Raw genomic sequence first — 23,971 nt, 5'->3', positions numbered from 1 at the left:
GTCCGGCGGGCTGGTCCGCGTCCGTCACGGCGTCTACGTCAACGGGGAGGCATGGCGGGCGCTGCAGCCGTGGGAACAATACCGGCTCCGGGTCAGCGCCGCGGCGGAGACGTTCACGGCGCCGACGGTTTTCGCCAGGCACTCCGCCGCGTCCGTGTGGGGAGTGCCGACCATCGGGCAGCTCCATCCGGTCCATGCCCTGACGCTGCAGAACGGCGGCGGACGCTCACGGGCCGGCGTGCGGCGGCACTACGCGGCTCCGGAGGGCCTCAAGGTGTTCCGGCGCGAGGGCCTTCTGGTCACGGGGAGGGTCCTACCGCCGCGCGCTCATGTGGGTCGCCGGATTCCTGCCGCCCGACCTTCAGCACGGCGTCCGGGACGCCGCCGGCCGCGTGGGCTACACCGACTACTACTGGGACACCATGCGGCTGGTGGGCGAGTTCGACGGCGTCGAGAAGTACGTGAAACCCGAATACCTCCGGGGCCGGACCGTGTCGCAGGCCGTCGTGGACGAAAAGGAACGCGAAAACCGGATCCGGGCCACGGGGCTGCAAGTAGTCCGGTGGGTCTGGGCGGACCTCATGGAGCCGGCCCGGCTGGAACGGAAGCTCGCCGCATTCGGTGTGCCCCGTCGTCGGGCCCGTTCCGCCGTGTGGCCGTGACAGGGAATCTGTCCTGCGACGCGCAAATGCCCCGCCGCTACCGGAATACGGTCGCGACAGGGCATTTGCGCGTCGACAGGTGAAGTCCGCGTCGGGTTACAGCACCCGGCTCAGGAACTCCTTGGTGCGGGCGTGCTGCGGGTTGGCCAGAACCTCCCGCGGGTCGCCGGACTCCACGACCACGCCGCCGTCCATGAACGTCAGGCGGTCACCGACCTCGCGGGCGAAGCCGATCTCGTGGGTCACCACGATCATGGTCATCCCGGACTTAGCTAGATCCTTCATCACGTTCAGGACATCGCCCACGAGCTCAGGGTCGAGCGCGGACGTAGGCTCGTCGAAGAGCATGAGCTCAGGGTCCATGGCCAGGGCCCGGGCAATTGCCACGCGCTGCTGCTGGCCGCCGGAGAGCTGGTTCGGGTAGTGGCCCGAACGGTCGCCGAGGCCGACGCGGTCCAGAAGTTCGAGCGCCCGCTTCTTTGCCACGGCCTTCGAGTGGCCCTTGACCTGGACCGGGGCTTCCATGATGTTCTGCAGCGCCGTCATGTGCGGGAACAGGTTGAAGCGCTGGAACACCATGCCGATTTCGCGGCGCTGGGCAGCGATCTCCTTGGCCTTCAGGTCGTGGAGGCGGCCCTTGACCTCGCGGTAGCCGATCAGTTCGCCGCCCACGGAAATGCGGCCGGCGCTGATGGTCTCCAGCAGGTTCACGCAGCGCAGCATGGTGGACTTGCCCGAACCGGACGGGCCGATCACCACCGACACCTCGCCCTGCTTGACTTCCATGTCGATGCCGCGCAGCACGTGGTGGTCGCCGTAGTACTTGTGCAGGCCCTCGATCTTGACCAGTGGATTCTCAGTGGTGACGGTCATTTTGAGTCCTCCCCGGGGAAGTCCATCTTCAGTTCAGGCTCGGCTTCGGCGCTGGGCGCCCCGGCAGCGGCAGCCTTGGCGGCGGCGGGGTTCACCAGGGCGGGGGCACGGTTGTCCACACCCTTGCCGTAGTGGGCCTCGATGAAGTGCTGGCCCACCATCAGCAGGCTGGTGATGACCAGGTACCAGATGGCTGCCACGATCAGCAGCGGAACCGGCAGGTACGTCCGGTTGGCCAGGGCATTGGTGGCAAACGTCAGGTCCAGGGTGAACGGCACGGCCAGGACCAGCGAGGTGGTCTTCAGCATGCCGATGGTTTCATTGCCGGTCGGCGGAACGATGACCCGCATGGCCTGCGGCAGGACGATCCGCCACATGATCTTGGTCTTGCCCATGCCCAGGGCCTCGGCAGCCTCCGTCTGGCCCCGGTCCACGGACTTCAGGCCTGCCCGGAAGATCTCCGCCAGGTACGCTGACTCGTTCAGGCCCAGGCCCAGTATCGCCGCCACCGTGGCGGTGACGATGGTGCTGGTGTCCACACTGAACAGTTCCGGCCCGAACGGGACGCCGGCGCTGATTTTGGGGTAAAGGACTGCGATCAGGCCCCAGAAGATCAACTGGGTGTAGACCGGGGTGCCTCGGAAGAACCAGACCCAGGTCCAGCTGGACCACCGGAAGATGGGGTTCTCGGACTGTCGCATGAAGGCCAGCAGGATGGCCAGGATGATGGCCAGGACCATGGAGGCAACCGTCAGGACCAAGGTCCAGACGACGCCCTGAACCACCTTAACGTCCAGGATGTAGGTGCCGACAACGTCCCAGCGGAAGTTGGGGTTCGTGAACAGGCTCTGCAGGAACAGAGCCAACGCCCCGAGAATGACCACGGCGCTGACCCAGCGGCCGGGGTGCCTGACGGGTACTGGATTGTTCAGTACCGGTGCGGTGTCTTTGTGCTGATGGCTGTCCATCTGTGCACCTGACTTGCGGTCGGTGGAGGGGAGACTCAAGAGCCGACCGCCGGGTTGACCTCGGACTTGGTGATGGCGCCGTCGGCGTTGCCCCAGCCCTCAAGGATCTTCTTGTAGGAGCCGTCTTCCATCAGCTTGGCGACGGTCTTCTGGATGACCTCTGCCAGTGCGGTATCGGACTTGGCGACGGCGATGCCCTGGGGTGCGGAGTCGTAGACTTCGCCCAGCTTTTCGAGCTGGCCGTTGGTCTGGGTCAGGGCGTAGCCGATGATGGGGGAGTCGGCCGCCATCGCATCGATGCTGCCGTTGACCAGGCGGGTGGTGATGTCCGTCTGGGTCTTGAGCGTGACAATGTTGATGGGCTGCTTGCCGGCGTCCACACACTTCTTGTTGCGGCCCGAAAGGTCGGGGTCCTCCTGGACGGTGCCGGTCTGGACGCCGATGGACCTGCCGCAGAGGTCATCGAGATTGACCTTCTTCGGGTTGCCCTTCTGGACGGCCCAGGCGGTGCCGGCGTTGAAGTAGCTGACCATGTTCACCGCGGCGAGCCGCTCAGGGTTGATGGTGAACGAGGAGATGCCGAGGTCGTACTTCGGGCCGAGAGCCGGGAGGATGCCGGTGAACTCGGCCGTCTGGACCTGGACCTTCAGGCCCAGTGCCGCGCCGATCGCCTTGGCGAGGTCGACGTCGTACCCGACGGGAGTCTGGCCGTCCGTACCCAGGAATTCGGCCGGTGCGTAGGACGTATCGGAGCCCACGGTCAGGGTGCCCTTCGACTTGATCGCGGCGGGCAACATGGCTGCCAGGGCATCGTCCTTCTGGACCGTGGTCGGGTCAAAGCTGGCTGCGGCGCTGCCGGAGGGCGACGCTGCCCCCTGGCCACCGGTTTCGGAAGCGTTGGTGCAGGCCGAGAGGGCCAGGGCGCCGACGGCCAGGACGGCTGCCGTCTTAAGCATGGAGTTGCTCAGGAGCGAACGGGAGATCTGCATTTTCTTACCTTTTGTTGCCGGAGGGATGGTAACGAGGCCGGTTATAGTGTAGCGCCGAACATGAGATGTGCGTCACAGAAAACTAAGTTTCACTATTGGATAACTAAACCAGACCCAAAAGCAAGATCTCCAACGGCGGAGCTGTCTGTAATCCCGGAATCACGTCATTGAGTCGGCGACGGTGCCGACGGCGGCGGCTAGCTGCTGATGCCCAGCGATTCGAGCATCGGGCGGAACTTCGCCCACGTCTCGGCGAGTTCGGTCTCGGGCACCGAGCCGTCCACCACGCCGCATCCCGCGTACAGCCGGACCGTCTGCGGGGACTCGATGACCGCGCCGCGCAGCGCGATGCCCCACTCGCCGTTGCCGGCGGCGTCGAGCCAGCCCACCGGTCCGGCGTACGGGCCGCGGTCCAGGTGCTCCAGCTTGCGGATCAGGGCTCCGGCCACGGTGGTGGGGGTGCCGCAGACCGCCGCCGTGGGGTGCAGCGCATTGATCAGCGCGAGGCACGTGGGGACGTGGCCCTCCACCTCGGCGAGCTCGGCCTTCACGTCGGAAGCCAGGTGCCACACATTGGGCAGTTCCAGGATGAACGGCTCGCTGTGGGCATTCATGGCTTCGGAGAAGGGGGCCAGCTGTGTGGTCAGGGATTGGATGGCGATGTCGTGCTCGTGTCGCTGCTTCTCGGACCCGGCAAGGACCCGCTCGGCGAACTCCAGCGGGGAACCGGCCATGCCGTCGGCGTCGCGGCGGTCCAGGGTGCCGGCCAGTACGCGGGCCTGGGCGGTGCGGCCCTCCACCTGGATCAGCATCTCCGGCGTCGCGCCCACCAACCCATCCACCCCGTACGTCCAGCATTCGCGGTAGCGGGCGGACAGTTCGCGCAGCACCCGGGCGGCGTTGACGCCGGCCGGGATGGTGGCCACGATATCCCGGGCCAGGACCAGTTTCTCGAGGGCACCGGTCCGGATTTCCTTCACCCCGGCGGCGACGGCGGACATCCAGTCTTCCTCGCTCAGCGAGCCGGTGTGGAGTGTTGCCTCCGTCGCCGGAGCCTCCGCCGCCAGCAGCGGGGGATCAGAGTCGGCGCTGGCACTGTCGCTGCGAAGCCAGCGGTCCAGGGCGGCGCGGGCGCCGGCTTCGGTGAGCTCGCCGTCGTCGAACGTGAGCTGGGTCAGCCAGGCCTGGCCGTCACGCAGGCCCACCACGATTTCCGGGACCAGCAGGCGCGACTCGTGGGCGGAAACTTTGGAGAAGGCGAACGAGCCGAACGCGACCGGCCCGGTGCCGGGGCAATCGACCGCGTCCTCGATGTCCGCTTCCAGGACCAGGTGGCGCCACCAGATGTCCGCCTCCAGGAACCGTTCGGGTCCGGTGGCGGTGAACCGGGCGATCTCGCCGAAGCCCACCAGCCCTGCCTCGCGGCGGGTCCAGCAGAGGATGTCATCCCGCACCAGAAACGACGGCAGGCCCCCGGGGAAAGATTCGGCATGGAGGGGAACTGTCAGTGTCTTGATAATGCCGGTGCGGAACGTGCTCGTCATGATGGCATAACACTACTACTGTGTTTCCCCGCCCCGGATTCGGCGGCGCACAGTGACTTTCCATGCCCGGACTCCCTGCTCAGGCCGCCCCGGGCCGTGGTTCGTGGGGGCGCCGATCATTTGAGACAATGTCATGGTGAACCGAGCATCCTTGGATAAGCGTCCGGACGAAGTAGCCACGATGTTTGACGACGTCGCCCCCAAATACGACGTCGTCAACGATGTTCTGTCGATGGGGCAGACGCGCCGCTGGCGCAAGGTAGTGGTAGAGGCCATGGGCGTTTCGGCCGGCCAGCGGGTGCTGGACCTGGCCGCCGGCACGGGGACCTCCAGCGAGCCCTACGCCGACGCCGGCATCAACGTCATTGCCTGCGACTTCTCCCTGGGCATGCTCAAGGTCGGCAAGCGCCGCCGCCCGGACATCGATTTCATCGCCGGGGACGCCACCCGCCTGCCGTTCGCCGACAACACGTTCGATGCCAGCACCATTTCCTTCGGCCTGCGCAACGTCAACGAGCCCAAGAAGGCCCTGGCCGAGATGCTGCGGGTGACCAAGCCCGGCGGCCGGCTGGTCATCGCAGAGTTCTCCCAGCCCGTGGTGCCGCTCTGGCGCACCATGTACACCGAATACCTCATGCGCGCCCTGCCGGCGATCGCCGTGAAGGTCTCCTCCAACCCGGATGCCTACGTCTACCTCGCCGAGTCCATCCGCGCGTGGCCGGACCAGGACCACCTGGCCGCCTGGCTGCAGGAAGCCGGCTGGGAGTCCGTCACATACCGCAACCTCAGCGGCGGCATTGTCGCTGTGCACCGCGCCCAGAAGCCGGCCGGTCCGGAAGCCGGCCCTGCCGCCGGCGCGGCGGCCATCGCCGCCCACACCGGGCCCGTGGCGAAGCTGCGCCGCAATATCGCCCGGCCCGGGCGTTAGGCCGATACCTGCTGTGAATGTACTGATCGTCGGGGCAGGGCCGGCCGGATCCACTGCCGCCTACTACCTCGCCAAGGCCGGCATTGATGTCACGGTGCTGGAGAAGACCAGTTTTCCCCGCGAGAAGGTCTGCGGCGACGGGCTGACCCCGCGCGCGGTCCGTGAAATCCAGAAGCTGGGGCTGCCGCATCCCGAAACCGGGGGCTGGCGGCGCAACAAGGGCCTGCGCCTGATCGCCGGCGGCCGCACCATCGAGCTGCCCTGGCCGGAGGTCTCCGATTTCCCGCAGTACGGGCTGATCCGGACCCGCCTCGGCTTCGACGAAGAGCTCGCCCGGCACGCCCGGTCCGCGGGCGCCGTCGTGCTCGAACGCCACAGTGTCACCGAGGCCCTGCGCGCCGAGGACGGCCGGGTCACCGGCGTCCGTGCCGCAGTGCTGGACGACGCCGGACGCAAGACGGGCGAGACGCGCGACTTCAGCGCCGACGTCGTGCTCGCCGCGGACGGCAACTCAACGCGCACCGCCGTCTCGCTGGGCATCCGGAAGCGGGACGACCGCCCGCTCGGAGTGGCGGTCCGGACCTACTTCACGTCCCCGCGGCACGACGACGACTGGATGGAAGGCTGGCTCGAACTTCCCGGCCGCGACGGCAAGCTGCTGCCCGGCTACGGCTGGGTGTTCGGTGTGGGCGACGGCACCTCCAACGTGGGCCTGGGCATCCTGAACTCCTCCAAGGACTTCGGCAAGCTGGACTACAAGCAGGTGCTGCGCGAATGGACCGCCGGCATGCCCGGCGAGTGGGGCTTCACCCCGGAGAACCAAGTGGGCGAGATCCGCGGCGCCGCCCTGCCCATGGGCTTCAACCGCACGCCGCACTACTCACCCGGCCTGCTGCTGCTCGGCGACGCCGGCGGCATGGTGTCCCCGTTCAACGGCGAAGGCATCTCCTACGCCATGGAGTCCGCCCGGTTCGCCGCCGAATTCATCGCCGACGCCGCCGCCCGGTCCGCTTCGACCGGCCTGACCGGTTCCGCTGTGACGGCCGACGCCGACGCGCACCTTGCGCGGTACGCGGACTATGTGCGGCAGCAGTGGGGCTCGCACTTCACTCTGGGCCGGGCCTTCGCCGCGCTGATCGGCAAACCGGCCGTGATGAAGCTCGCCCTCCGGACGGGCATGCCCATCCCCGTGCTCATGAGGTTCGTGGTCCGGATGCTGGCCAACCTCACCGATCCGGCCGCCAGGGGGTTCGAGGACAGGGTTATCCGGATCCTGGAATCACTGGTGCCCGCCACGTCCAACCAGGCCATGCCCGCCACGGACGGCGGTCCGCACTCCGGCGCCGACTCCGCGGTTTCCGCAACAAAAGTTAGGGTTAACCCGTGACCAACTCTGCAGACCAAAGCTGGGAGCACGCCGGACACGGCCTGCCGGGCTCTGAACCCAGCCTCAACACCACGGCGATCGCCACCGGACTCCAGCTGCCGGCAGGCTTCGCGGCGATCGCGGGCGACCCCGAGCTTGGCCCCGCCATCACCACCAACCTGGCGCGGGTCGAGAAGAAGCTGCGGGAAGCCATTGCCAACTCGGACCCGCTGGCCGACGCGACGTCGCGTCACCTCGTGGAAGCCGGCGGCAAGCGCATCCGCCCGCTCCTGACCCTGCTGTGCGCGCACCTCGGCGATGCCTCGCTGCCCGCCGTGGTGCAGGCCGCCGTCGTCGTTGAGCTGACGCACCTGGCCACCCTGTACCACGACGACGTCATGGACTCGGCCCCGTTCCGTCGCGGTGCTCCCACGGCCCACGAGGTCTGGGGCAACTCCGTCGCCGTCCTGACCGGCGACCTCATCTTTGCCCGCGCCTCCATCCTGGTCTCCGAGCTCGGTTCCCGTGCCCTGGGCATCCAGGCCCGGACCTTTGAGCGGCTCTGCCTCGGCCAGCTGCACGAGACCGTGGGTCCCCGCCCCGACGAAGACCCGCTGGCGCACTACCTGTCCGTGATTGCGGACAAGACAGGTTCGCTGGTGGCGGCCTCCGGCCAGCTCGGTGCGATCTTCTCGGGCGCCGACGAGGCCTACGAGGCCCACCTGGTGGAGTACGGCGAGAAGGTGGGCGTCGCGTTCCAGCTGGCCGACGACGTCATTGACGTCACCGGCATCAAGGTCAAGTCCGGCAAGTCCCCGGGAACCGACCTGCGCGAAGGCGTCCCGACGCTGCCAGTGCTGCTGCTGCGCAGCGCCGCCCGCGAAGGCGACCAGTCCGCCGTCGACCTCCTGAAGCTGATCGACGGCGACCTCAGCTCGGACGAGGCCCTCGCGGCGGCCGTGGCCGGGCTCCGCGAACACCCCGTCACCGCGGAGTCGTGGGTAGTGGCCCGCGCCTGGGCCGACGACGCCATCGCCGCCCTGGCCCCGCTGCCCGAAGGCGTCGTGAAGGCGTCGCTGACCAGCTTCGCCCGCGCCGTCGTCGACCGCAGCTCCTAGCCTGCTGAATAGTCGCGGCACGGCTGCCGCTGCCTGGGCGGATTCTTAAACGGAATGGCCCCGGTTCCTCACAACGTTCGAGTCATCCGTTGTGCCGAACCGGGGCCATTTCTCCGTTCGCATCAGGTCCACCGGAGGCATTTGGTGAACCCAAGAAAGAGACTATGACAGATTTGTCACGCTGTCCAGCATTTTTGTAAATGAACTTTTCACGCGTTTGCAGGCGGCCCGTGACGCCGTCCGGGGCGGCTTTGAGGGGCAGATCGGCTGGTACCGGGCCCTGGGACGGCGTGTCCGTGTCGAAGCGCCCCCGGACGGCGCGGGGTTGTCCACATGGACCAAGCCGGGTCCACCGGGGCAGCCGGCCGCAGGGCACTTTGGGAACATGAGACTCGAAGCTTTCCTTGCAGCGAACGGCGGGTCGGCCATTACCGCCGGCATCATCCGGGCCGGATTCGGCCGAAGTGACATCGACGCCGCGCTGAGGGCGGGCGCCATCGCCAGGATCCGCCGCGGCCACTACGGACTGCCGGAGGACGCGACGGCGTTCCGGGCTGCCCGGGAACTGCGCGGCCGGCTGACGTGTCTGTCCGCGGCACCCAGTTACGGGCTGTGGACCCTGGCTCCGGCGCAGGAACTGCACCTGTGCGTCGGGCACCGGGCTCATCCCGCCGGCGTCGTGCCGCACGGCCCGTGCCATTACCCGAAGCATCCGTGGTTGCCGGTCGCCGGACTGGCGGATGTGCTGATCCACGCTGTGCGCTGCCTGCCGGACCGGCAGGCGCTCGTGATGGTGCAATGCGCCGTCGGCCGTGGCGACATCAGCCTGGATTTCCTGCGCCGGAAGCTGGTGGGGAACCGGAACGCGCGGGCGAGGTCTGTTCTGGATCTCGTGATTCCGCGGGCCGACTCGGTCCTGGAGGTCCTGGCGAACATGGCTTTCCGCCGCGCCGGGCTGACCGTTCGCCGCCACGTGGAGATTCCCGCCGTGGGGGAGGTGGATTTCCTTGTGGAGGACTGCATCATCGTGGAGACCGACGGCGGCAGCCATCTGGAACCGCAGCAGGTCAAGAAGGACCGCCGCCGCAATAATGCGTCCGTGGTGGGCGGGTACCTCGTGTTGAGGTACGGATACGACGACGTCGTCCACCACCCCGAGCGCATGGTGGCCGAGGTGAAAACCGTGCTGGAGCTGTGGCGCCGGGGTGCGTTTCACCCCTGAGCGGTGCGGTGAAGCGCTCCGGGGCTACTTTGAAGGCTGGAATCGCCGGTTGAGGGGAAAAGCCCGGCGTGTCCGTGTCAAAGTGCCCCCGGACGGCGGCAAGGCGTCACGTTGGGGGAGTCCAGACCCTGGGCGAGCCCCGCCTAGTCCTCGTCCTCGAAGGCCCACTCGAACATGTCGAAGACGAACTCGGAGAAGGTCCCTTCCTCGCTCTTCCACTGGCCGCGGGCGTTGTTGCGGCGGTACACGATCGGGTCCGGCACACCGAGGTCGCCGATCCGGAAGCCCCAGGTGAACTGCTCTTCCTCGTCCTCGAGGAACATGAGGAAGCCTTCGTCATCGACTTCGAGCTCTTCGGGGTCCCAGAAGTAGTGGTAGGCCTCCATGAGGTCCTCGCAGCCCCCGAGCGCCAGGTAGAACTCGCGCAGGACCAAGGGGATCTGGAACTGGTGGTCGGCCAGGGCGGCGTCGAGTTCGTCCGCCGTGAGCCCGTCCTCTTCCTGCCATTCGTCTTCGAGATACTTCGGGACCAGCGCACGGAATTTCTCGAGGAACATGTCAGTCATGGTCTTATCCTAGCTAATCCTCAGCGGCCGTTTTCCGCAGGGCCCAGGCCCAGCCGGTGCCAGCCGCGCACGGCCAGGGGAACGTGCCAGTGCCGCCGCCAGGCCGTGACCCGGAAGGCGAAAACGACGGCGGTGACGGCCGTGGCGGTGACCGCGGTGAAGGTCCCGGTGAGGGACAGGACCGCGGTGGAGGCCGCCCCGGCGAACGCCGGCAAGGCGTAGAGGTCCCTGGGGTCGAACAACTGCGGGACCTCGTTGGCGGTGATGTCGCGCAGCAGGCCGCCGCCCACCGCCGTCGTGACTCCCAGCAGGACGGCGGCCACGGGATTCATCCCGGCCGCGAGGGCCTTGAGGGTGCCGGTAATGCAGAACAGGGCCAGGCCGCCGGCGTCGAACAGGACCAGCAAGGAGGTGTAGCGCTGGACGCTGGAGAAGAGGAAGTAGACCAGCACCGCGGCAAGCAAGGGAGGGGCCAGATAAGCCGGGTTCGTGAACGCCGCCGGCGGCCCGGTGTTGATGATGATGTCGCGGATGACGCCGCCGCCCAGGCTCACCACCGAGGCCAGCAGCACCGAGCCGACAATGTCGAACTGCTTCCGCGCCGCGAGCAGCGAACCGGAGACCGCGAAGAAGAAGACGCCGGCGAGGTCGAGCCAGACCAGGACAAGGTTGAAGGAGAAAGTCATGAAGCGTCCCGGTCGATAACAGGGGGCGGATAGGGCGGCTCCAAGGTTACGCTAACGGCTATGAATAGCCCCATCCTGATCGCCTGCGCCCACGGCACGTCCAGCCCGCTCGGAGCCACGGAAGTCAACGCGCTCCGCGACGGCATCGCCGCGCTCCGCCCCGGACTCGACGTCCGCGAGGCCTACGTCGACGTGCAGGATCCGGAGCTGCCGGCCGTCGTGTCCGGGCTCCCGGCGGGCGAAACCGCCGTCGTGGTTCCCCTGCTGCTCAGCGTCGGATACCACGTCAAGGTGGACATCGCCCGGGCCGTGAAGAGCCGGCCGGACACCCTGGCCGCCGCGCCGCTGGGGCCGGACCCGCGGCTCGCGGCGCTGCTGGACCAGCGCCTGCGCGAGGCCGGCGTGACGGACAACGACGCCGTGGTCCTCGCCGCCGCCGGGTCCTCCGACCCCGGCGCCTCGGGCAACGTCGAGGAACTCGCCGGACAGCTCGGCGCCCTGCGCTCCAACCGCATCGTCGCCGCCTACGGCGCCTCCGCCACCCCCTCGGTGCCCGACGCCGTCGCCATGCTTCGTGAGGAAGCCGCCGGGGGCGCCGGGGCAGGGGAATCGGCCGGGGGAGTGGACCTGGGCGGACGGGTGGTGATCGCCTCCTACCTCCTGGCGCCCGGTTTCTTCCACGACCAGCTGGCCAAGGCCGGCGCGGATCTCGTGACGGCGCCGCTGCTGCCCTCGCCGGTCCTCGCCGAGATCGCCCTGGAACGCTATGACGCCGCGCTGGCGGCGGCCGCCCTGCCCCCGGCCTGACCGGCCGCCGGGATGCACAGCCGGGCGGCTTGTTCAAGGTTTCCCGGCGGTTCGTGACGAATTGTTTCCCTAGGTGACTCTTCGTTTCCGACCCTTTGTGACGGCATTACGGCCACCCCTACAGTCGATGCATGACTGATACAGCTCTAGCCGGAGCGTCCACGGACGAGGCTGCCGCCGGCCGCACCAAGCGCCCCTCCCGCCCCGCCGCAAAACCGCACGGCCAGTGGAAAGTGGACGGCACCACGCCGCTGAACGCCAACGAAACCTGGAAGCAGGAAGACGACGGCCTCAACGTCCGGGAGCGTATCGAATCCGTCTATTCCAAGGAAGGCTTCGACTCCATCCCCGGCCAGGACCTGCACGGCCGTTTCCGCTGGTGGGGCCTCTACACCCAGCGCAAGCCCGGGATCGACGGCGGCAAGACGGCAACGCTGGAGCCGCATGAGCTCGAGGACAAGTACTTCATGCTGCGCGTGAGGATCGACGGCGGCGCACTCACCACCGAGCAGTTGCGCGTCATCGGCCAGATCTCCGTGGACTTCGCCCGCGACTCCGCCGACCTCACCGACCGCCAGAACATCCAGCTGCACTGGATCCGCGTGGAGGACATCCCGGAGATCTGGCGCCGGCTCGAGAGCAACGGCCTGTCCACCACCGAAGCCTGCGGCGACGTGCCCCGCGTCATCCTGGGCTCGCCCGTGGCCGGCATCGCCAAGGACGAAATCATCGACCCCACCCCGCTCATCGCCGAGCTGGGGGAGCGGTTCATCGGCAACCCGCTGCTGTCCAACCTGCCGCGCAAGTACAAGACCGCCATCACCGGCCACCCCAGCCAGGACGTCGTGCACGAGATCAACGACTTCGCCCTGGTCGGCGTGAAGCACCCCGAGCTCGGCGTCGGGTACGACCTCTGGGCCGGCGGCGCCCTGTCCACCAACCCGATGCTCGGCAAGCGCCTCGGCGCGTTCGTCACGCCGGAGCAGGCAGCCGACGTGTGGCTTGGCGTCACCAGCATCTTCCGTGACTACGGCTACCGGCGCATGCGCACCAAGGCCCGCCTGAAGTTCCTGATGGCCGACTGGGGCCCGGAGAAGTTCCGCCAGATCCTCGAGGACGAATACCTCGGCTACAAGCTGGCCGACGGCCCCGCCGCGCCCAAGCCGTCCACCCCGGGCGACCACGTCGGCGTGCACGAGCAGAAGGACGGCAAGTTCTTCATCGGCGCCACCCCGATTGCCGGCCGGCTCTCCGGCTCCCAGCTGGTGAAGCTCGCGGACACCCTGGAAGCCCGCGGCTCCTACCGTCTGCGCACCACGCCGCACCAGAAGCTGGTAGTGCTGGACGTGCCCAAGGACGCGGTCGAACCGCTGGTCGCCGAACTCGACGAACTGGGCCTGTCCGCCCGGCCGTCCGTATTCCGCCGCGGCACCATCGCCTGCACCGGCATCGAGTACTGCAAGCTGGCCATCGTGGAAACCAAGGTCACCGCGGCCACCGCCGTTGCCGAGCTGGAACGCCGCCTGGCGGACCTCGCCGGGAGCGGCCAGCTGCCGCAGGCACTGTCCCTTCACATCAACGGCTGCCCCAACTCCTGCGCCCGCATCCAGACCGCGGACATCGGGCTGAAGGGCATGATGCTGCCCACGCCCGGCGGCGACCCCACCCCCGGCTTCCAGGTCCACCTGGGCGGCGGGCTGGCGTCCAGCAGCCGGGAAGAGGCCGGCCTGGGCCGCACCGTCCGCGGCCTCAAGGTCTACGTCGCCGACCTCCCGGATTACGTCGAACGCGTGGTCCGCAGGTTCGTGGCGGACCGTGCCGAGGGCCAGACCTTCGCCGAATGGGCCCACGCCGCAGACGAGGAGGCGCTCCAGTGACAACGGCACTCCGGTCCAAGGAAGAGCTCAAGGCCCTGGCCGAGGCCGGCGCCGCCGAGCTCGGCTGGGATGCCCCGGCCCGCGACGTCATCGCCTGGGTGGCCCGCAACTTCGAGCTCCCCGCGGTCGCCGTCGCCTGCTCCATGGCCGACGCCGTCCTGCCGGCGCTCGTCGCGGACCAGTTCCCCGGCGTCGACGTCCTCTTCCTCGAAACCGGCTACCACTTCCCGGAGACCTACGCGACCCGTGACGAGGTCGCGGCGAACCTCCGCGTCAACATCGTGGACGTCCTGCCGGAAAACACCGTGGAGCAGCAGGACCGGCTCTTGGGCAAGGACCTCTTCGCCCGCGACGCCGCCCAGTGCTGCGCCCTGCGGAAGGTCGCGCCCCTGCGGCGCACCCTCGCCGGCTACGAACTCTGGTTCACCGGGGTCCGCCGCGACGAGGCCCCCACCCGGACCAACACCCCGCTGATCACCTGGGACGAAGCCAACGGGCTGGTCAAGGTCAACCCCGTCGCGGCGTGGACGTTCGACCAGCTGGTGCAGTACTCCGATGACAACCTCCTGCCCGTCAACCCGCTGCTTTCCCAGGGCTACCCGTCCATTGGCTGCCAGCCCTGCACCCGCAAGGTAGCGCCCGGCGAGGACCCCCGCGCCGGCCGCTGGGCAGGAACCGACAAGACAGAATGCGGACTACACGTATGAGCACTCAAATCACCAACGAGGACCTGGAGCTGGCTGTGCTGGATAACGACGCTGCTGCGACACCGGTTGCCGCCCCGGCCCGCCTTTCCAGCCTGGACACGCTTGAGTCCGAGGCCATCCACATCATCCGCGAGGTCGTCGCCGAGTTCGAGAAGCCCGCGCTGCTGTTCTCCGGCGGCAAGGACTCCGTGGTCATGCTCCACCTGGCCACGAAGGCGTTCTGGCCCGGCAAGGTGCCCTTCCCGGTGCTGCACGTCGACACCGGCCACAACTTCCCGGAGGTCATCGACTTCCGCGACCGCACGGTGGAACGGCTGGGCCTCAAACTCGTCGTCGGCTCCGTGCAGGAGTTCATCGACTCCGGCGAACTGGCCGAACGCGCCGACGGCACCCGGAACCCGCTGCAGACCGTGCCGCTGCTGGACGCGATCCAGCGCAACAAGTTCGACGCCGTCTTCGGCGGCGGCCGCCGCGACGAGGACAAGGCCCGGGCCAAGGAACGGATCCTGAGCCTGCGCGACGAATTCGGCCAGTGGGACCCGCGCAACCAGCGGCCCGAGCTGTGGAACCTCTACAACGGCCGGCACACCGTTGGCCAGCACGTCCGGGCCTTCCCGATCAGCAACTGGACCGAACTGGACGTGTGGCGCTACATCGAACGCGAGAACATCGAACTGCCGGGCCTGTACTACGCCCACGAGCGTGAAGTCTTCGCCCGCGACGGCATGTGGCGCGCGGTCGGCGAGGTCTCCCGGCCGCTCGAGCACGAGGAAGTCATCACCAAGACCGTCCGGTACCGGACCGTCGGGGACATGTCCTGCACCGGCGCCGTGGAATCGGCCGCCGCCACCGTGCGCGAGGTCGTCATTGAAGTTGCCGCCTCCACCATCACCGAACGCGGCGCCACCCGGGCCGATGACCGCATTTCCGAGGCCGCCATGGAAGACCGCAAGAAGGACGGCTATTTCTAATGAGCACCGAAATTTTCCTCCCCGACGCCGGACTGGACGCGCTGCCCACCACGCTGTTCCGCTTTGCCACCGCCGGCTCCGTCGACGACGGCAAGTCCACCCTGGTGGGCCGGCTCCTGCATGACTCGAAGGCGATCCTCGCCGACCAGCTCGACGCCGTCGCCCGGACGTCCGCGGACCGCGGCTTCGGTGGCGATAAAGGCGGGATCGACCTCGCCCTGCTGACCGACGGCCTGCGCGCCGAACGCGAGCAGGGCATCACCATCGACGTCGCCTACCGCTACTTCGCCACGGACCGCCGCAGCTTCATCCTCGCGGACTGCCCGGGCCACGTGCAGTACACCAAGAACACGGTGACCGGCGCGTCCACTGCGGATGCCGTCGTCGTCCTCATCGACGCCCGCAAGGGTGTCCTGGAACAGACCCGCCGTCACCTCTCGGTCCTGCAGCTGCTGCGCGTGGCGCACGTGATCGTTGCCGTGAACAAGATCGACCTCGTGAACTTCAGCGAGGACGTGTTCCGCGCCATTGAGGCCGACGTCCAGCAGGTGGGCCGCGAGCTCGGGCTGGGGTCCGACGGAATCAGCGACCTGCTGGTCATCCCGGTGTCGGCGCTCGACGGCGACAACGTCGTGGACCGCTCCGACCGCACCCCCTGGTACAGCGGCCCGGCACTGCTGGAAGTGCTGGAGACGCTGCCGGCAGCCGACGAACTCGAAAGCCACCTGGAGAGCTTCCGCTTCCCGGTCCAGCTGGTCATCCGGCCGCAGGGCGCGCTGGCGCCCGACGCCGTCGACGGCGGCCTGGATCCCGAGGCGTACCGCGACTACCGGGCCTACGCCGGCCAGATCACCGAAGGCTCCGTGAAGGTCGGGGACCACGTCAGCGTCCTGACGCCGGGCCAGGCACCGCGCACCACCACCGTCACCGGAATCGACTTCGCCGGCCGCGAGCTGGCCGAGGCGGCCGCCCCGCAGTCCGTGGCGCTGCGGCTGGCGGACGAGTTCGACGTCGCCCGCGGCGACACGATCGCCGCGGCGGGGCCCGCCGGGGGCACAATACCGGAGGCCTCGGCGGACCTCTATGCCGCGCTGTGCTGGCTCTCGCCCAAGCCGCTGCGGGAAGGCGCGAAGGTGCTGGTCAAGCACGGCACCCGCACGGTCCAGGCCCTGGTCCGGAACGTGACGGGCAAGCTGGACCTCGCGAGCTTCCAGCTCGGGCCCGCCAGCACCCTGGAACTGAACGACATTGGCCATGCCCAGCTCCGGCTGGCCGCGCCCCTGCCGCTGGAGAACTACCTGCACCACCGCCGCACCGGGGCGTTCCTGGTGATCGACCCGCTCGACGGCAACACGCTCGCCGCGGGCCTGGTCAACGACCACCCCGGCGACCACGAGGACGAGCGCTACTCGATCTAGGTTGCTGGACTGGTCCGCCGTTCGTTGATCGGCTACTTGATCGGCGCGGGAAGCCCCGGTCCGGAATGAACCGGACCGGGGCTTCCGGTATTTGGCCGGGTAATTGGCGGGGGCAGGAGCCGGGCAATGACCGTTAGGCTCCGGGAGGCCGGTACTTGATCTGCTCGGCCTGCCGCAGGGCCTCCAGTGTCTCGTCGACCGTCAGGAGCACCGTCGTCTCGAAGGAGCTCAGCGCCCCGCCTCCGCTGATCGCCAGTGCCACCGCCGCCATGGACACATTGTTCGGGGCCTCCCACAAATTGAAGCCGTCATGGGAGCCGAACGCGTACCAGAAGCCGTGCAGCTTCCCGCCGACCGCCTCGATGTACGCCTGCGCGGCCTTTCTGCGGTCCTCCGGGTTATGCATCAGTTTCGCCCAGGTCTCCGGCGTGTAGCTGAACTTCGACAGATAGAGCGGCATCGTCCCGTCCTTTCGTCAGTGCCGGCAGTGCCGGCGGGTCGATCCAGCCAGAATGGCAGTCCGGCGCCCGGCCGGCAACGGATCCCGGACCCTGTCCCGGCGGGAATGGCCTGAACCCATATGTCCCGAATATGACGCTGCATGAACTCGCGTGACCCCCGGTTTCCGGACCGTTGAACCGCGTTTATGCCACTCCCTATGGTTTAGGAATGAAGACGACGGAATGGATCCACGGCTTCCCCCGCAGGAACCTCCAGGGGCGATGCCGCCGGGGCTGACCACGCAGACCGGTATTTCCGCACCCACCCCAGAACAGGACCTCACCCCATGTCACGCACCCCCGAGAACCGCACGCCCGGTTCGCAGCCCGGCACGTCGGGGACGCCGGGCACCATCCGGATCGTTGCCGGTGAAACCGGCAAGCCCAAGCGCAAGCGCATCCTTGAGATCGCCCTGGCCGCCGCCCTGGTGCTCCTGATCGGCGGCGGTGCGGCGGTGGCGTCGACCTTGTCCCGCGGCCCGGAGGCCGCGCCGGTAGCCGCGGCGGATGGCAGCCCGGCGGCGGAGCTGAAGCTCGGCTACTTCGGCAACATCACCCACGGCCCGGCCCTGGTCGGGGTGAACCAGGGGTTCATCGCCAAGGAGCTGGGCCAGACGAAGCTGACCACGCAGGTGTTCAACGCCGGTCCGGCCGCGATCGAGGCGCTGAACGCCGGCGCGATCGACGCGACGTATATCGGCCCGAACCCGGCGATCAACTCGTTCGTGAAGAGCAAGGGCGAGTCGATCAGCATCATCGCCGGTGCCGCGTCCGGCGGGGCGCAGCTGGTGGTCAAGCCCGGAATCAACTCGGCGGCGGACCTGAAGGGCAAGACCCTCGCCTCGCCGCAGCTGGGTGGCACCCAGGATGTGGCGCTGCGGGCCTGGCTGGGGAAGCAGGGGTTCAAGACCTCCACGGACGGCGGCGGGGACGTGGCTATCAACCCGACCGAGAACGCCCAGACGCTGAAGCTGTTCCAGGACGGCAAGCTGGACGGGGCGTGGCTGCCGGAGCCGTGGGCGTCGCGGCTGGTGCTGCAGGCCGGGGCGAAGGTCCTGGTCGATGAGAAGGATTTGTGGGACAAGGGCGAATTCATCACTACCGTCCTGATTGTGAACAAGAAGTTCGCGGCCGAGCACCCGGCCACGGTGCAGGCGCTGCTGAAGGGCCATGTGGAGTCGGTGGACTGGCTCAACGCCGCCGCCCCGGCGGAGAAGGCCACGGTCCTGAACGCCGGACTGAAGGCCGCGGCCGGGTCCGCGCTCGCCGCGGACGTGATCGACCGGTCGCTGAAGAACATCGTCTTCACGGTCGACCCGCTCGCCGGGACGTACAAGAAGCTGCTCCAGGACGGGGTCGACGCCGGCACCACCAAGCAGGCCGACCTCACCGGCCTCTTCGACCTCACCGCCCTCAACACCGTCCTGCCCGAGAGCGCGGCAGGGAAAAAGATCTCCGCCGCAGGCCTCGGCAAGGACTAGCGACCCGGCCGCCGGCCATCCACCACCACAGTTCCGCTCCAACAGTAAGGACCCGACCATGCCAGTCGTACTGGAAAACCTGGGCAAGCGCTTCGGCGACGGTGCCCCGGTGCTGGACGACGTCAACGCCACCATCGGGCAGGGCGAGTTCGTCGCCCTGCTCGGTGCCTCCGGCTGCGGCAAGTCCACCCTGCTCAACATCATGGCGGGACTGGAGGCCCCGACGTCGGGCGCCCTGGAAGTGCCCAGCGACGGTGCCGCGTTCATGTTCCAGGACTCAGCCCTCTTCCCGTGGCTGACCGCCCGGGAAAACATCGAACTGGCCCTGAAACTGCGCGGCCTCGGGAAGGCCGAGCGCCGGGCCAAAGCCGGCGAGCTGCTGGATCTCGTGCACCTGGGCAGCGCGGGGGACAAGCGCCCGCACGAACTCTCCGGCGGGATGCGCCAGCGAGTGGCCCTGGCCCGCTCGCTGGCCCAGGACCGGCAGCTGCTCCTGATGGACGAGCCGTTCGCGGCCCTCGACGCCATCACCCGGGACCTGCTCCACGATGAGCTGGAACGGATCTGGAAGGAAACCGGCCGGACCATCGTCTTTGTCACCCACAATGTCCGCGAAGCCGTCCGGCTTGGCCAGCGCGTCCTCCTGCTCTCCTCCCGGCCAGGCCGCGTGGTGCAGGAGTGGCACGTCACCGAAGAACACCGCACCGATGCCGGCCTCGCCGGCCAGCTCACCGGCGTCATCACCGCCCGGCTACGCGAGGAGATCCGCCGCCATGCCAAGTAACCAACTCCCAGTGGCCGACGCCCCGGCCGAGACCCGCAAGGTTCACGCGGCCCTGACCCGCTCCTCCAGCGGCCAGGAAGACCTGCGCGAGCTGGAAGCGGGCCTCGACTCCCTCCAGTCCGACGCCGTCCGCAAAGCCCGCGTCGACTGGAGCCGGATCCTGCTGCCGGTCGCCGCGCTCGCCGTGCTGGTGATCCTGTGGCAGCTGTACGTGTCCCTCGGGTTCAAGCGGCGCGACATCGTGCCCGGCCCGCTCGACGTGCTCGCCCAGGTCGGAACCCTGTGGGCCGAGGGCAAGCTGCAGGAAGCGGTCTGGACCTCGCTGCAGCGCGGCGTCGTCGGCTTCCTGATCAGCGTGGTCATCGCGACGCCGGTGGGACTCCTGCTGGCCCAGGTGACACCCCTGCGCCGGGCCTTCGGCCCGCTGATCTCCGGCCTGCAGGTCCTGCCCTCCGTGGCCTGGGTGCCCGCGGCCATCCTCTGGTTCGGCCTCACCGACGCCACCGTGTATTTCGTGGTGTTCATGGGGGCCATTCCCTCGATCATCAACGGCCTGATCTCCGGCGTGGACCAGATTCCGCCGCAGTACCGCAGCGTCGGCAAGGTCCTGGGCGCCTCCCGGCTCCAGCTGGCCCTGCAGATCATCCTGCCCGCCGCCCTGCCCGGGTACCTCAGCGGCCTCAAGCAGGGCTGGGCGTTCTCGTGGCGCTCGCTGATGGCCGCGGAAATCATTGCCGTCGGCGGCACCATCGGCTTCGGCCTGGGCTCCATGCTGGACCAGGGCCGCGTCCTGTCCGACATGACGATCGTGATGTCCGCCATCCTGCTGATCCTCGCCGTCGGCATCCTGATCGAACTGCTCGTCTTCGCCCCGATCGAGAAGCGGCTCCTGCGCCGCCGCGGCCTCCTCGCCGGCAGCACCCGCTAGTTACAGCGCCACCCCGCCACAGCAACGCGGGGTCATCTACAGCCCATAATCCCCGGATTTATCGGCCGTAGATGACCCCGCGTTGCTCTTTGTGCGGGGCCTTGCCGGGGCCCGGGCACGGGCCTACACTCACGCCTAGAGGCCGGGCAACGGCCGGTTCCCGGTCCGAACCTGAGGAGATAGCTGTGGCACCAAAATTTGGCGTGCTGGCCCTGGTCGAGGCGAAGCCCGGGAAAGAACAGGATGTCTGGGCCTTCCTCAACGGGGGCCGCGAGATCGTGCTCACCGAGCCCGGAACCCGGACCTGGTACGCCTTCCGGGTCAACGAAAACACCTTCGGCATTTTCGACACCTTCGACTCCGAGGAAGACCGGCAGGCCCACCTCACCGGGGCCATCCCCGCCGCGCTCGGCGAACACGGGCCGGCCATGCTGGCCAAGGACCCGGACATCAAGCTGATCGAACTCATCGCCGTGAAATAACCCCCGGGTGCTCCCCCGCGGCGTGCCCGGCTGCCGGACGGGGGCACATTGACCGGGGACACGCCGTCGTTTGCGCCCAAAACGGCTCCGGCGGCCGTCAAAGTGCCCCCGGACCGCGTCCCGGACCGCGTCCCGGGCAGGGCCGGAGACGCTGCCAAGAATGTGACGCGGCGTTACCTTGCGTGAACTGGTGTTTCCGCACCGTTGTTCCGCAATGTGACGTCCCCCTATCGTCGATGCATGGCAATTCAGGACATTTACCCCACGGCGCTGCGCCTCCTCGGCCGGGCCGTGCTGGTTGTGGGCGGCGGACCCGTCGCTGCGCGCCGCGCCAAGGGCCTGCTCGACGCCGGCGCCCGCGTCACCGTCGTGGCGCCCGTTGCCTCTCCCGCGCTCGCCGAACTGGCCGCCGCCGGCCTCCTCACCTGGGAGGCCCGCCCGTACCGCTCCTCCGACGTCGACGCCGTCTGGTTCGTGCAGACCGCCACCGGCGACGCCGCCGTGGACGCCCGGGTTGCCGCCGACGCCGAAGCGCAGCGCATCTGGTGCGTCAACGCCTCCGACCACGAAGCCTCCGCCGCCTGGACGCCCGCGGTCGCCGTCGTCGATGACGTCAAGATTGCCGTCAACGCCGGCGGAGACCCGCGCCGCGCCATGGCCCTGCGCGACGCCGTCGCGACCGCCCTGGAAACCGGTGACCTGCCGCTGCGCCGGCGCCGCGCCTCGACCGGATCCGTTGCCCTGGTGGGCGGCGGTCCCGGTGACACCGGGCTCATCACGGTCCGCGGCCGGCGGCTGCTCGGCCAGGCCGACGTCGTGGTCGCCGACCGGCTCGGCCCGCGGGACCTCCTGGCCGAACTCGCCCCCGACGTCCGGGTGATCGAGGTCGGCAAGACCCCGGGCCACCACCCCGTGCCGCAATCCGAGATCAACCGGATCCTGGTTGACGAGGCGCTCCTGGGCCATCGCGTGGTCCGGCTCAAGGGCGGCGACCCCTACGTCCTGGGCCGCGGCGGCGAAGAAGCCGAATTCTGCCGCCAGCACGGCGTCGACGTCGAGGTGGTCCCCGGCGTCACGTCCGCCATTTCCGTCCCGGCCGCCGCCGGCATCCCCGTCACGCACCGCGGCCTGGCCAAGGGATTCAGCGTGGTCACCGGCCACGAGGAGCTCTCCGAAGTCCCGGCCCGCGCCGACCACACCGTGATCCTGCTCATGGGCGTGGGCCAGTTGCGGGAATCCGCGGCCTCCCTGGCCCGCGCCGGTTTGCCAGCCGGCACGCCGGTTGGCATCGTAGAGAATGGCTACCTGCCTGACCAGCGGGTGACCATCGGGACGCTCGGGACCATCGCGGACCAGGCCGAGGCCGCTGGCGTCGCGAATCCCGCCGTGATCGTGATCGGCGACGTCGTCCGCGTCAGCCCGTTCGCGCCGTCGCACTTCAAGACCGCGGACTACAGCACCACCACCCCGAACACCCCCCGCACCACCAAAGCCCGCGTACTGACCCCCTAAACCCCGTCGATTGCTCCACGACTGCCGTTATCAGGCCCGAAAAGGGCAGTTACGGAGCACCGGATGCAGAAGAACAAAGGAACACAGCCGTGTCATCTAGCACCACCGTAGGAACTGCCGCCCGCCCGCTGCGCGTCGCCGTCGTCGGCTCCGGCCCCGCCGGCGTCTACGCCGCTGACATCCTGACCAAGAGCGAGGCCGTCAAGAGCGGTGAACTCACCGTCAGCATCGACCTCTTCGACCGCTACCCGGCACCCTACGGCCTGATCCGCTACGGTGTGGCCCCCGACCACCCCCGCATCAAGGGCATCGTCAACGCCCTGCATAAGGTGCTGGACCGCGGCGACATCCGCTTCTTCGGCAACGTGGACTACGGCACGGACCTGTCCATCGAGGACCTCCGCACCCACTACGACGCCGTCATCTTCGCCACCGGCGCCATCAAGGACGCGGACCTGAACATCCCCGGCATCGAACTGGAGGGCTCCTACGGCGGCGCCGACTTCGTCTCCTGGTACGACGGCCACCCCGATGTGCCCCGCGAGTGGCCGCTCGAGGCCAAGGAAATCGCCGTGATCGGCAACGGCAACGTGGCCCTGGACGTCGCCCGCATGCTCTCCAAGCACGCCGACGACCTCCTGGTCTCTGAAATCCCGGACAACGTCTACGCCGGGCTGAAGGCCTCGCCCGTCACCGACGTCCACGTCTTCGGACGCCGCGGGCCCGCCCAGGTGAAGTTCACGCCGCTGGAGCTGCGCGAGCTCTCCCACTCCAAGGACGTGGACATCATCCTCTACGCCGAGGACTTCGAGTTCGACGCCGAATCCGACCGGCAGATCCAGACCAACAACCAGACCAAGACCATGGTGGGTACGCTCACCAACTGGATCGCCGAACAGCCGGAGGACCTCTCCGAGCTCAAGGCCTCCCGCCGGCTGCACCTGCACTTCCTGCACAGCCCGGTCGAGGTGTACGGGGACACTACCGGCGGAGCCGGGGACCCGGGCCGCGTCGCCGGCATCAAGTTCGAGCGCACCGAGCTCGACGGCACCGGCAACGCCCGCGGCACCGGCGAGATCGTCGACTACCCGGTCCAGGCCGTCTACCGCGCGATCGGCTACTTCGGCTCGGCGCTGCCCGAGGTCGAGTTCGACCACAGCAAGGGTGTGATCCCGAACGACGGCGGCCGCGTGCTGGACGCCTCCGGCACCCACGTGCCGGGCATCTACGCCACCGGCTGGATCAAGCGGGGACCGGTGGGGCTGATCGGCCACACCAAGGGCGACGCGCTCGAAACCGTCACCTACTTGCTCGAGGACCGGGAAAACCTGCCGCTGGCCGCGGCCCCGGCCCCGGACGCCGTCGTCGAGCTGTTGGAGCGCCGCGGTGTGGAGTACACCAGCTGGGAAGGCTGGCTGGCGCTCGACGCCCACGAACGTGCCCTGGGTGACGCCGCGACGGCGGCCGGCACCACGCACGGCGTGGAGGTCGCCCGCGAGCGCGTCAAGGTGGTCCCGCGCGAGGACATGGTGTCGATTTCCCGCGGCGGCGTGGCAGCCCACCTCTAACCCGCTACCTACTC

24 protein-coding genes are annotated in these 23,971 nt (G+C 68.6%); 16 read left to right on the top strand and 8 right to left on the bottom strand.

Translation table 11 applies throughout. The annotated features are described in order from the left end of the window. Positions 1-33: 33 nt before the first annotated feature. Positions 34-174 carry a hypothetical protein gene (locus CFN17_RS19855; protein ID WP_261792303.1) on the bottom strand — a complete coding sequence of 47 codons (141 nt, stop codon included), beginning with the start codon at positions 172-174 and terminating at the stop codon, positions 34-36. 155 nt (positions 175-329) lie between these two features. Between CFN17_RS19855 and CFN17_RS19850 the strand changes: the two genes are divergently transcribed. Further along, a complete protein-coding gene (locus CFN17_RS19850) occupies positions 330-662 on the top strand; it encodes a hypothetical protein (RefSeq protein WP_261792302.1) in 333 nt (110 codons plus the stop codon). A gap of 96 nt (positions 663-758) precedes the next feature. Here the strand turns inward: CFN17_RS19850 and CFN17_RS01295 are convergent, their stop codons facing one another. The 4 genes from CFN17_RS01295 to CFN17_RS01280 all read right to left on the bottom strand — a co-directional run bounded on the left by CFN17_RS01295 (position 759) and on the right by CFN17_RS01280 (position 5,036). Further along, on the bottom strand, positions 759-1,535 hold the full coding sequence (locus CFN17_RS01295) for an amino acid ABC transporter ATP-binding protein (RefSeq protein WP_315968643.1): 777 nt from the start codon (positions 1,533-1,535) through the stop codon (positions 759-761). Further along, positions 1,532-2,503 (bottom strand): amino acid ABC transporter permease, encoded by a 972-nt coding sequence (locus CFN17_RS01290; RefSeq protein WP_208749616.1) that lies wholly within the window; start codon positions 2,501-2,503, stop codon positions 1,532-1,534. The genes CFN17_RS01295 and CFN17_RS01290 overlap by 4 nt, the downstream gene beginning before the upstream one ends. 35 nt (positions 2,504-2,538) lie before the next feature. After that, positions 2,539-3,492, bottom strand: a complete 954-nt coding sequence (locus tag CFN17_RS01285) for an ABC transporter substrate-binding protein (protein WP_208749615.1) — start codon at positions 3,490-3,492, stop codon at positions 2,539-2,541. Positions 3,493-3,689: 197 nt separating this feature from the next. After that, positions 3,690-5,036, bottom strand: a complete 1,347-nt coding sequence (locus CFN17_RS01280; protein WP_208749614.1) for an isochorismate synthase MenF — start codon at positions 5,034-5,036, stop codon at positions 3,690-3,692. A gap of 136 nt (positions 5,037-5,172) precedes the next feature. On the opposite strand from CFN17_RS01280, the gene CFN17_RS01275 reads away from it, so the two are divergent. From CFN17_RS01275 to CFN17_RS01260, 4 genes are all read left to right on the top strand, one after another. Then, positions 5,173-5,964, top strand: a complete 792-nt coding sequence (locus CFN17_RS01275; protein WP_208751274.1) for a demethylmenaquinone methyltransferase — start codon at positions 5,173-5,175, stop codon at positions 5,962-5,964. Between the two features lie 13 nt (positions 5,965-5,977). Further along, entirely contained in the window at positions 5,978-7,351 is a 1,374-nt protein-coding gene (locus tag CFN17_RS01270) for a geranylgeranyl reductase family protein (RefSeq protein WP_208749613.1), read from the top strand. Continuing rightward, positions 7,348-8,448 carry a polyprenyl synthetase family protein gene (locus tag CFN17_RS01265; protein ID WP_208749612.1) on the top strand — a complete coding sequence of 367 codons (1,101 nt, stop codon included), beginning with the start codon at positions 7,348-7,350 and terminating at the stop codon, positions 8,446-8,448. Before CFN17_RS01270 ends, CFN17_RS01265 begins: the two co-directional genes overlap by 4 nt. 385 nt (positions 8,449-8,833) lie before the next feature. Next, a complete protein-coding gene (locus tag CFN17_RS01260) occupies positions 8,834-9,670 on the top strand; it encodes a DUF559 domain-containing protein (RefSeq protein ID WP_208749611.1) in 837 nt (278 codons plus the stop codon). Positions 9,671-9,813: 143 nt separating this feature from the next. Here the strand turns inward: CFN17_RS01260 and CFN17_RS01255 are convergent, their stop codons facing one another. Next, positions 9,814-10,236 (bottom strand): hypothetical protein, encoded by a 423-nt coding sequence (locus CFN17_RS01255; protein WP_208749610.1) that lies wholly within the window; start codon positions 10,234-10,236, stop codon positions 9,814-9,816. A 20-nt stretch (positions 10,237-10,256) separates the two neighbouring features. Further along, positions 10,257-10,922, bottom strand: a complete 666-nt coding sequence (locus CFN17_RS01250; protein ID WP_208749609.1) for a trimeric intracellular cation channel family protein — start codon at positions 10,920-10,922, stop codon at positions 10,257-10,259. A gap of 60 nt (positions 10,923-10,982) precedes the next feature. On the opposite strand from CFN17_RS01250, the gene CFN17_RS01245 reads away from it, so the two are divergent. From CFN17_RS01245 to CFN17_RS01225, 5 genes are all read left to right on the top strand, one after another. Beyond that, complete coding sequence (locus tag CFN17_RS01245) at positions 10,983-11,729, top strand: sirohydrochlorin chelatase (protein ID WP_208749608.1); 747 nt, start codon at positions 10,983-10,985, stop codon at positions 11,727-11,729. A 131-nt stretch (positions 11,730-11,860) separates the two neighbouring features. Beyond that, complete coding sequence (locus tag CFN17_RS01240) at positions 11,861-13,606, top strand: nitrite/sulfite reductase (RefSeq protein WP_261792301.1); 1,746 nt, start codon at positions 11,861-11,863, stop codon at positions 13,604-13,606. Next, positions 13,570-14,313: a phosphoadenylyl-sulfate reductase gene (locus CFN17_RS01235; protein WP_208749607.1), complete on the top strand. Its 744-nt coding sequence runs from the start codon at positions 13,570-13,572 to the stop codon at positions 14,311-14,313. The genes CFN17_RS01240 and CFN17_RS01235 overlap by 37 nt, the downstream gene beginning before the upstream one ends. Further along, entirely contained in the window at positions 14,310-15,284 is a 975-nt protein-coding gene (cysD, locus tag CFN17_RS01230) for a sulfate adenylyltransferase subunit CysD (RefSeq protein ID WP_208749606.1), read from the top strand. Before CFN17_RS01235 ends, cysD begins: the two co-directional genes overlap by 4 nt. Further along, positions 15,284-16,702 carry a sulfate adenylyltransferase subunit 1 gene (locus CFN17_RS01225; protein ID WP_208749605.1) on the top strand — a complete coding sequence of 473 codons (1,419 nt, stop codon included), beginning with the start codon at positions 15,284-15,286 and terminating at the stop codon, positions 16,700-16,702. Before cysD ends, CFN17_RS01225 begins: the two co-directional genes overlap by 1 nt. Positions 16,703-16,835: 133 nt before the next feature. On the opposite strand, the gene CFN17_RS01220 is transcribed toward CFN17_RS01225, so the two are convergent. Continuing rightward, entirely contained in the window at positions 16,836-17,162 is a 327-nt protein-coding gene (locus CFN17_RS01220) for a GYD domain-containing protein (protein WP_208749604.1), read from the bottom strand. Positions 17,163-17,489: 327 nt separating this feature from the next. Between CFN17_RS01220 and CFN17_RS01215 the strand changes: the two genes are divergently transcribed. From CFN17_RS01215 to CFN17_RS01190, 6 genes are all read left to right on the top strand, one after another. Then, a complete protein-coding gene (locus CFN17_RS01215; RefSeq protein WP_208749603.1) occupies positions 17,490-18,683 on the top strand; it encodes an ABC transporter substrate-binding protein in 1,194 nt (397 codons plus the stop codon). 58 nt (positions 18,684-18,741) lie between these two features. Beyond that, on the top strand, positions 18,742-19,467 hold the full coding sequence (locus CFN17_RS01210) for an ABC transporter ATP-binding protein (protein WP_208749602.1): 726 nt from the start codon (positions 18,742-18,744) through the stop codon (positions 19,465-19,467). Continuing rightward, positions 19,457-20,395 (top strand): ABC transporter permease, encoded by a 939-nt coding sequence (locus tag CFN17_RS01205; RefSeq protein WP_208749601.1) that lies wholly within the window; start codon positions 19,457-19,459, stop codon positions 20,393-20,395. Before CFN17_RS01210 ends, CFN17_RS01205 begins: the two co-directional genes overlap by 11 nt. A 185-nt stretch (positions 20,396-20,580) precedes the next feature. After that, positions 20,581-20,877, top strand: a complete 297-nt coding sequence (locus CFN17_RS01200; RefSeq protein WP_208749600.1) for a putative quinol monooxygenase — start codon at positions 20,581-20,583, stop codon at positions 20,875-20,877. 240 nt (positions 20,878-21,117) lie between these two features. Next, on the top strand, positions 21,118-22,389 hold the full coding sequence (gene cobA / locus CFN17_RS01195; RefSeq protein WP_208749599.1) for a uroporphyrinogen-III C-methyltransferase: 1,272 nt from the start codon (positions 21,118-21,120) through the stop codon (positions 22,387-22,389). Positions 22,390-22,478: 89 nt separating this feature from the next. Continuing rightward, positions 22,479-23,957 (top strand): FAD-dependent oxidoreductase, encoded by a 1,479-nt coding sequence (locus CFN17_RS01190; RefSeq protein WP_208749598.1) that lies wholly within the window; start codon positions 22,479-22,481, stop codon positions 23,955-23,957. Positions 23,958-23,971: the final 14 nt, after the last annotated feature.

Origin of the sequence: Arthrobacter sp. PM3 (assembly GCF_003352915.1) — a bacterium.
In the GTDB taxonomy this organism is placed as follows: Bacteria; Actinomycetota; Actinomycetes; order Actinomycetales; family Micrococcaceae; genus Arthrobacter.
This window is presented reverse-complemented; position numbering and strand designations above follow the sequence as displayed.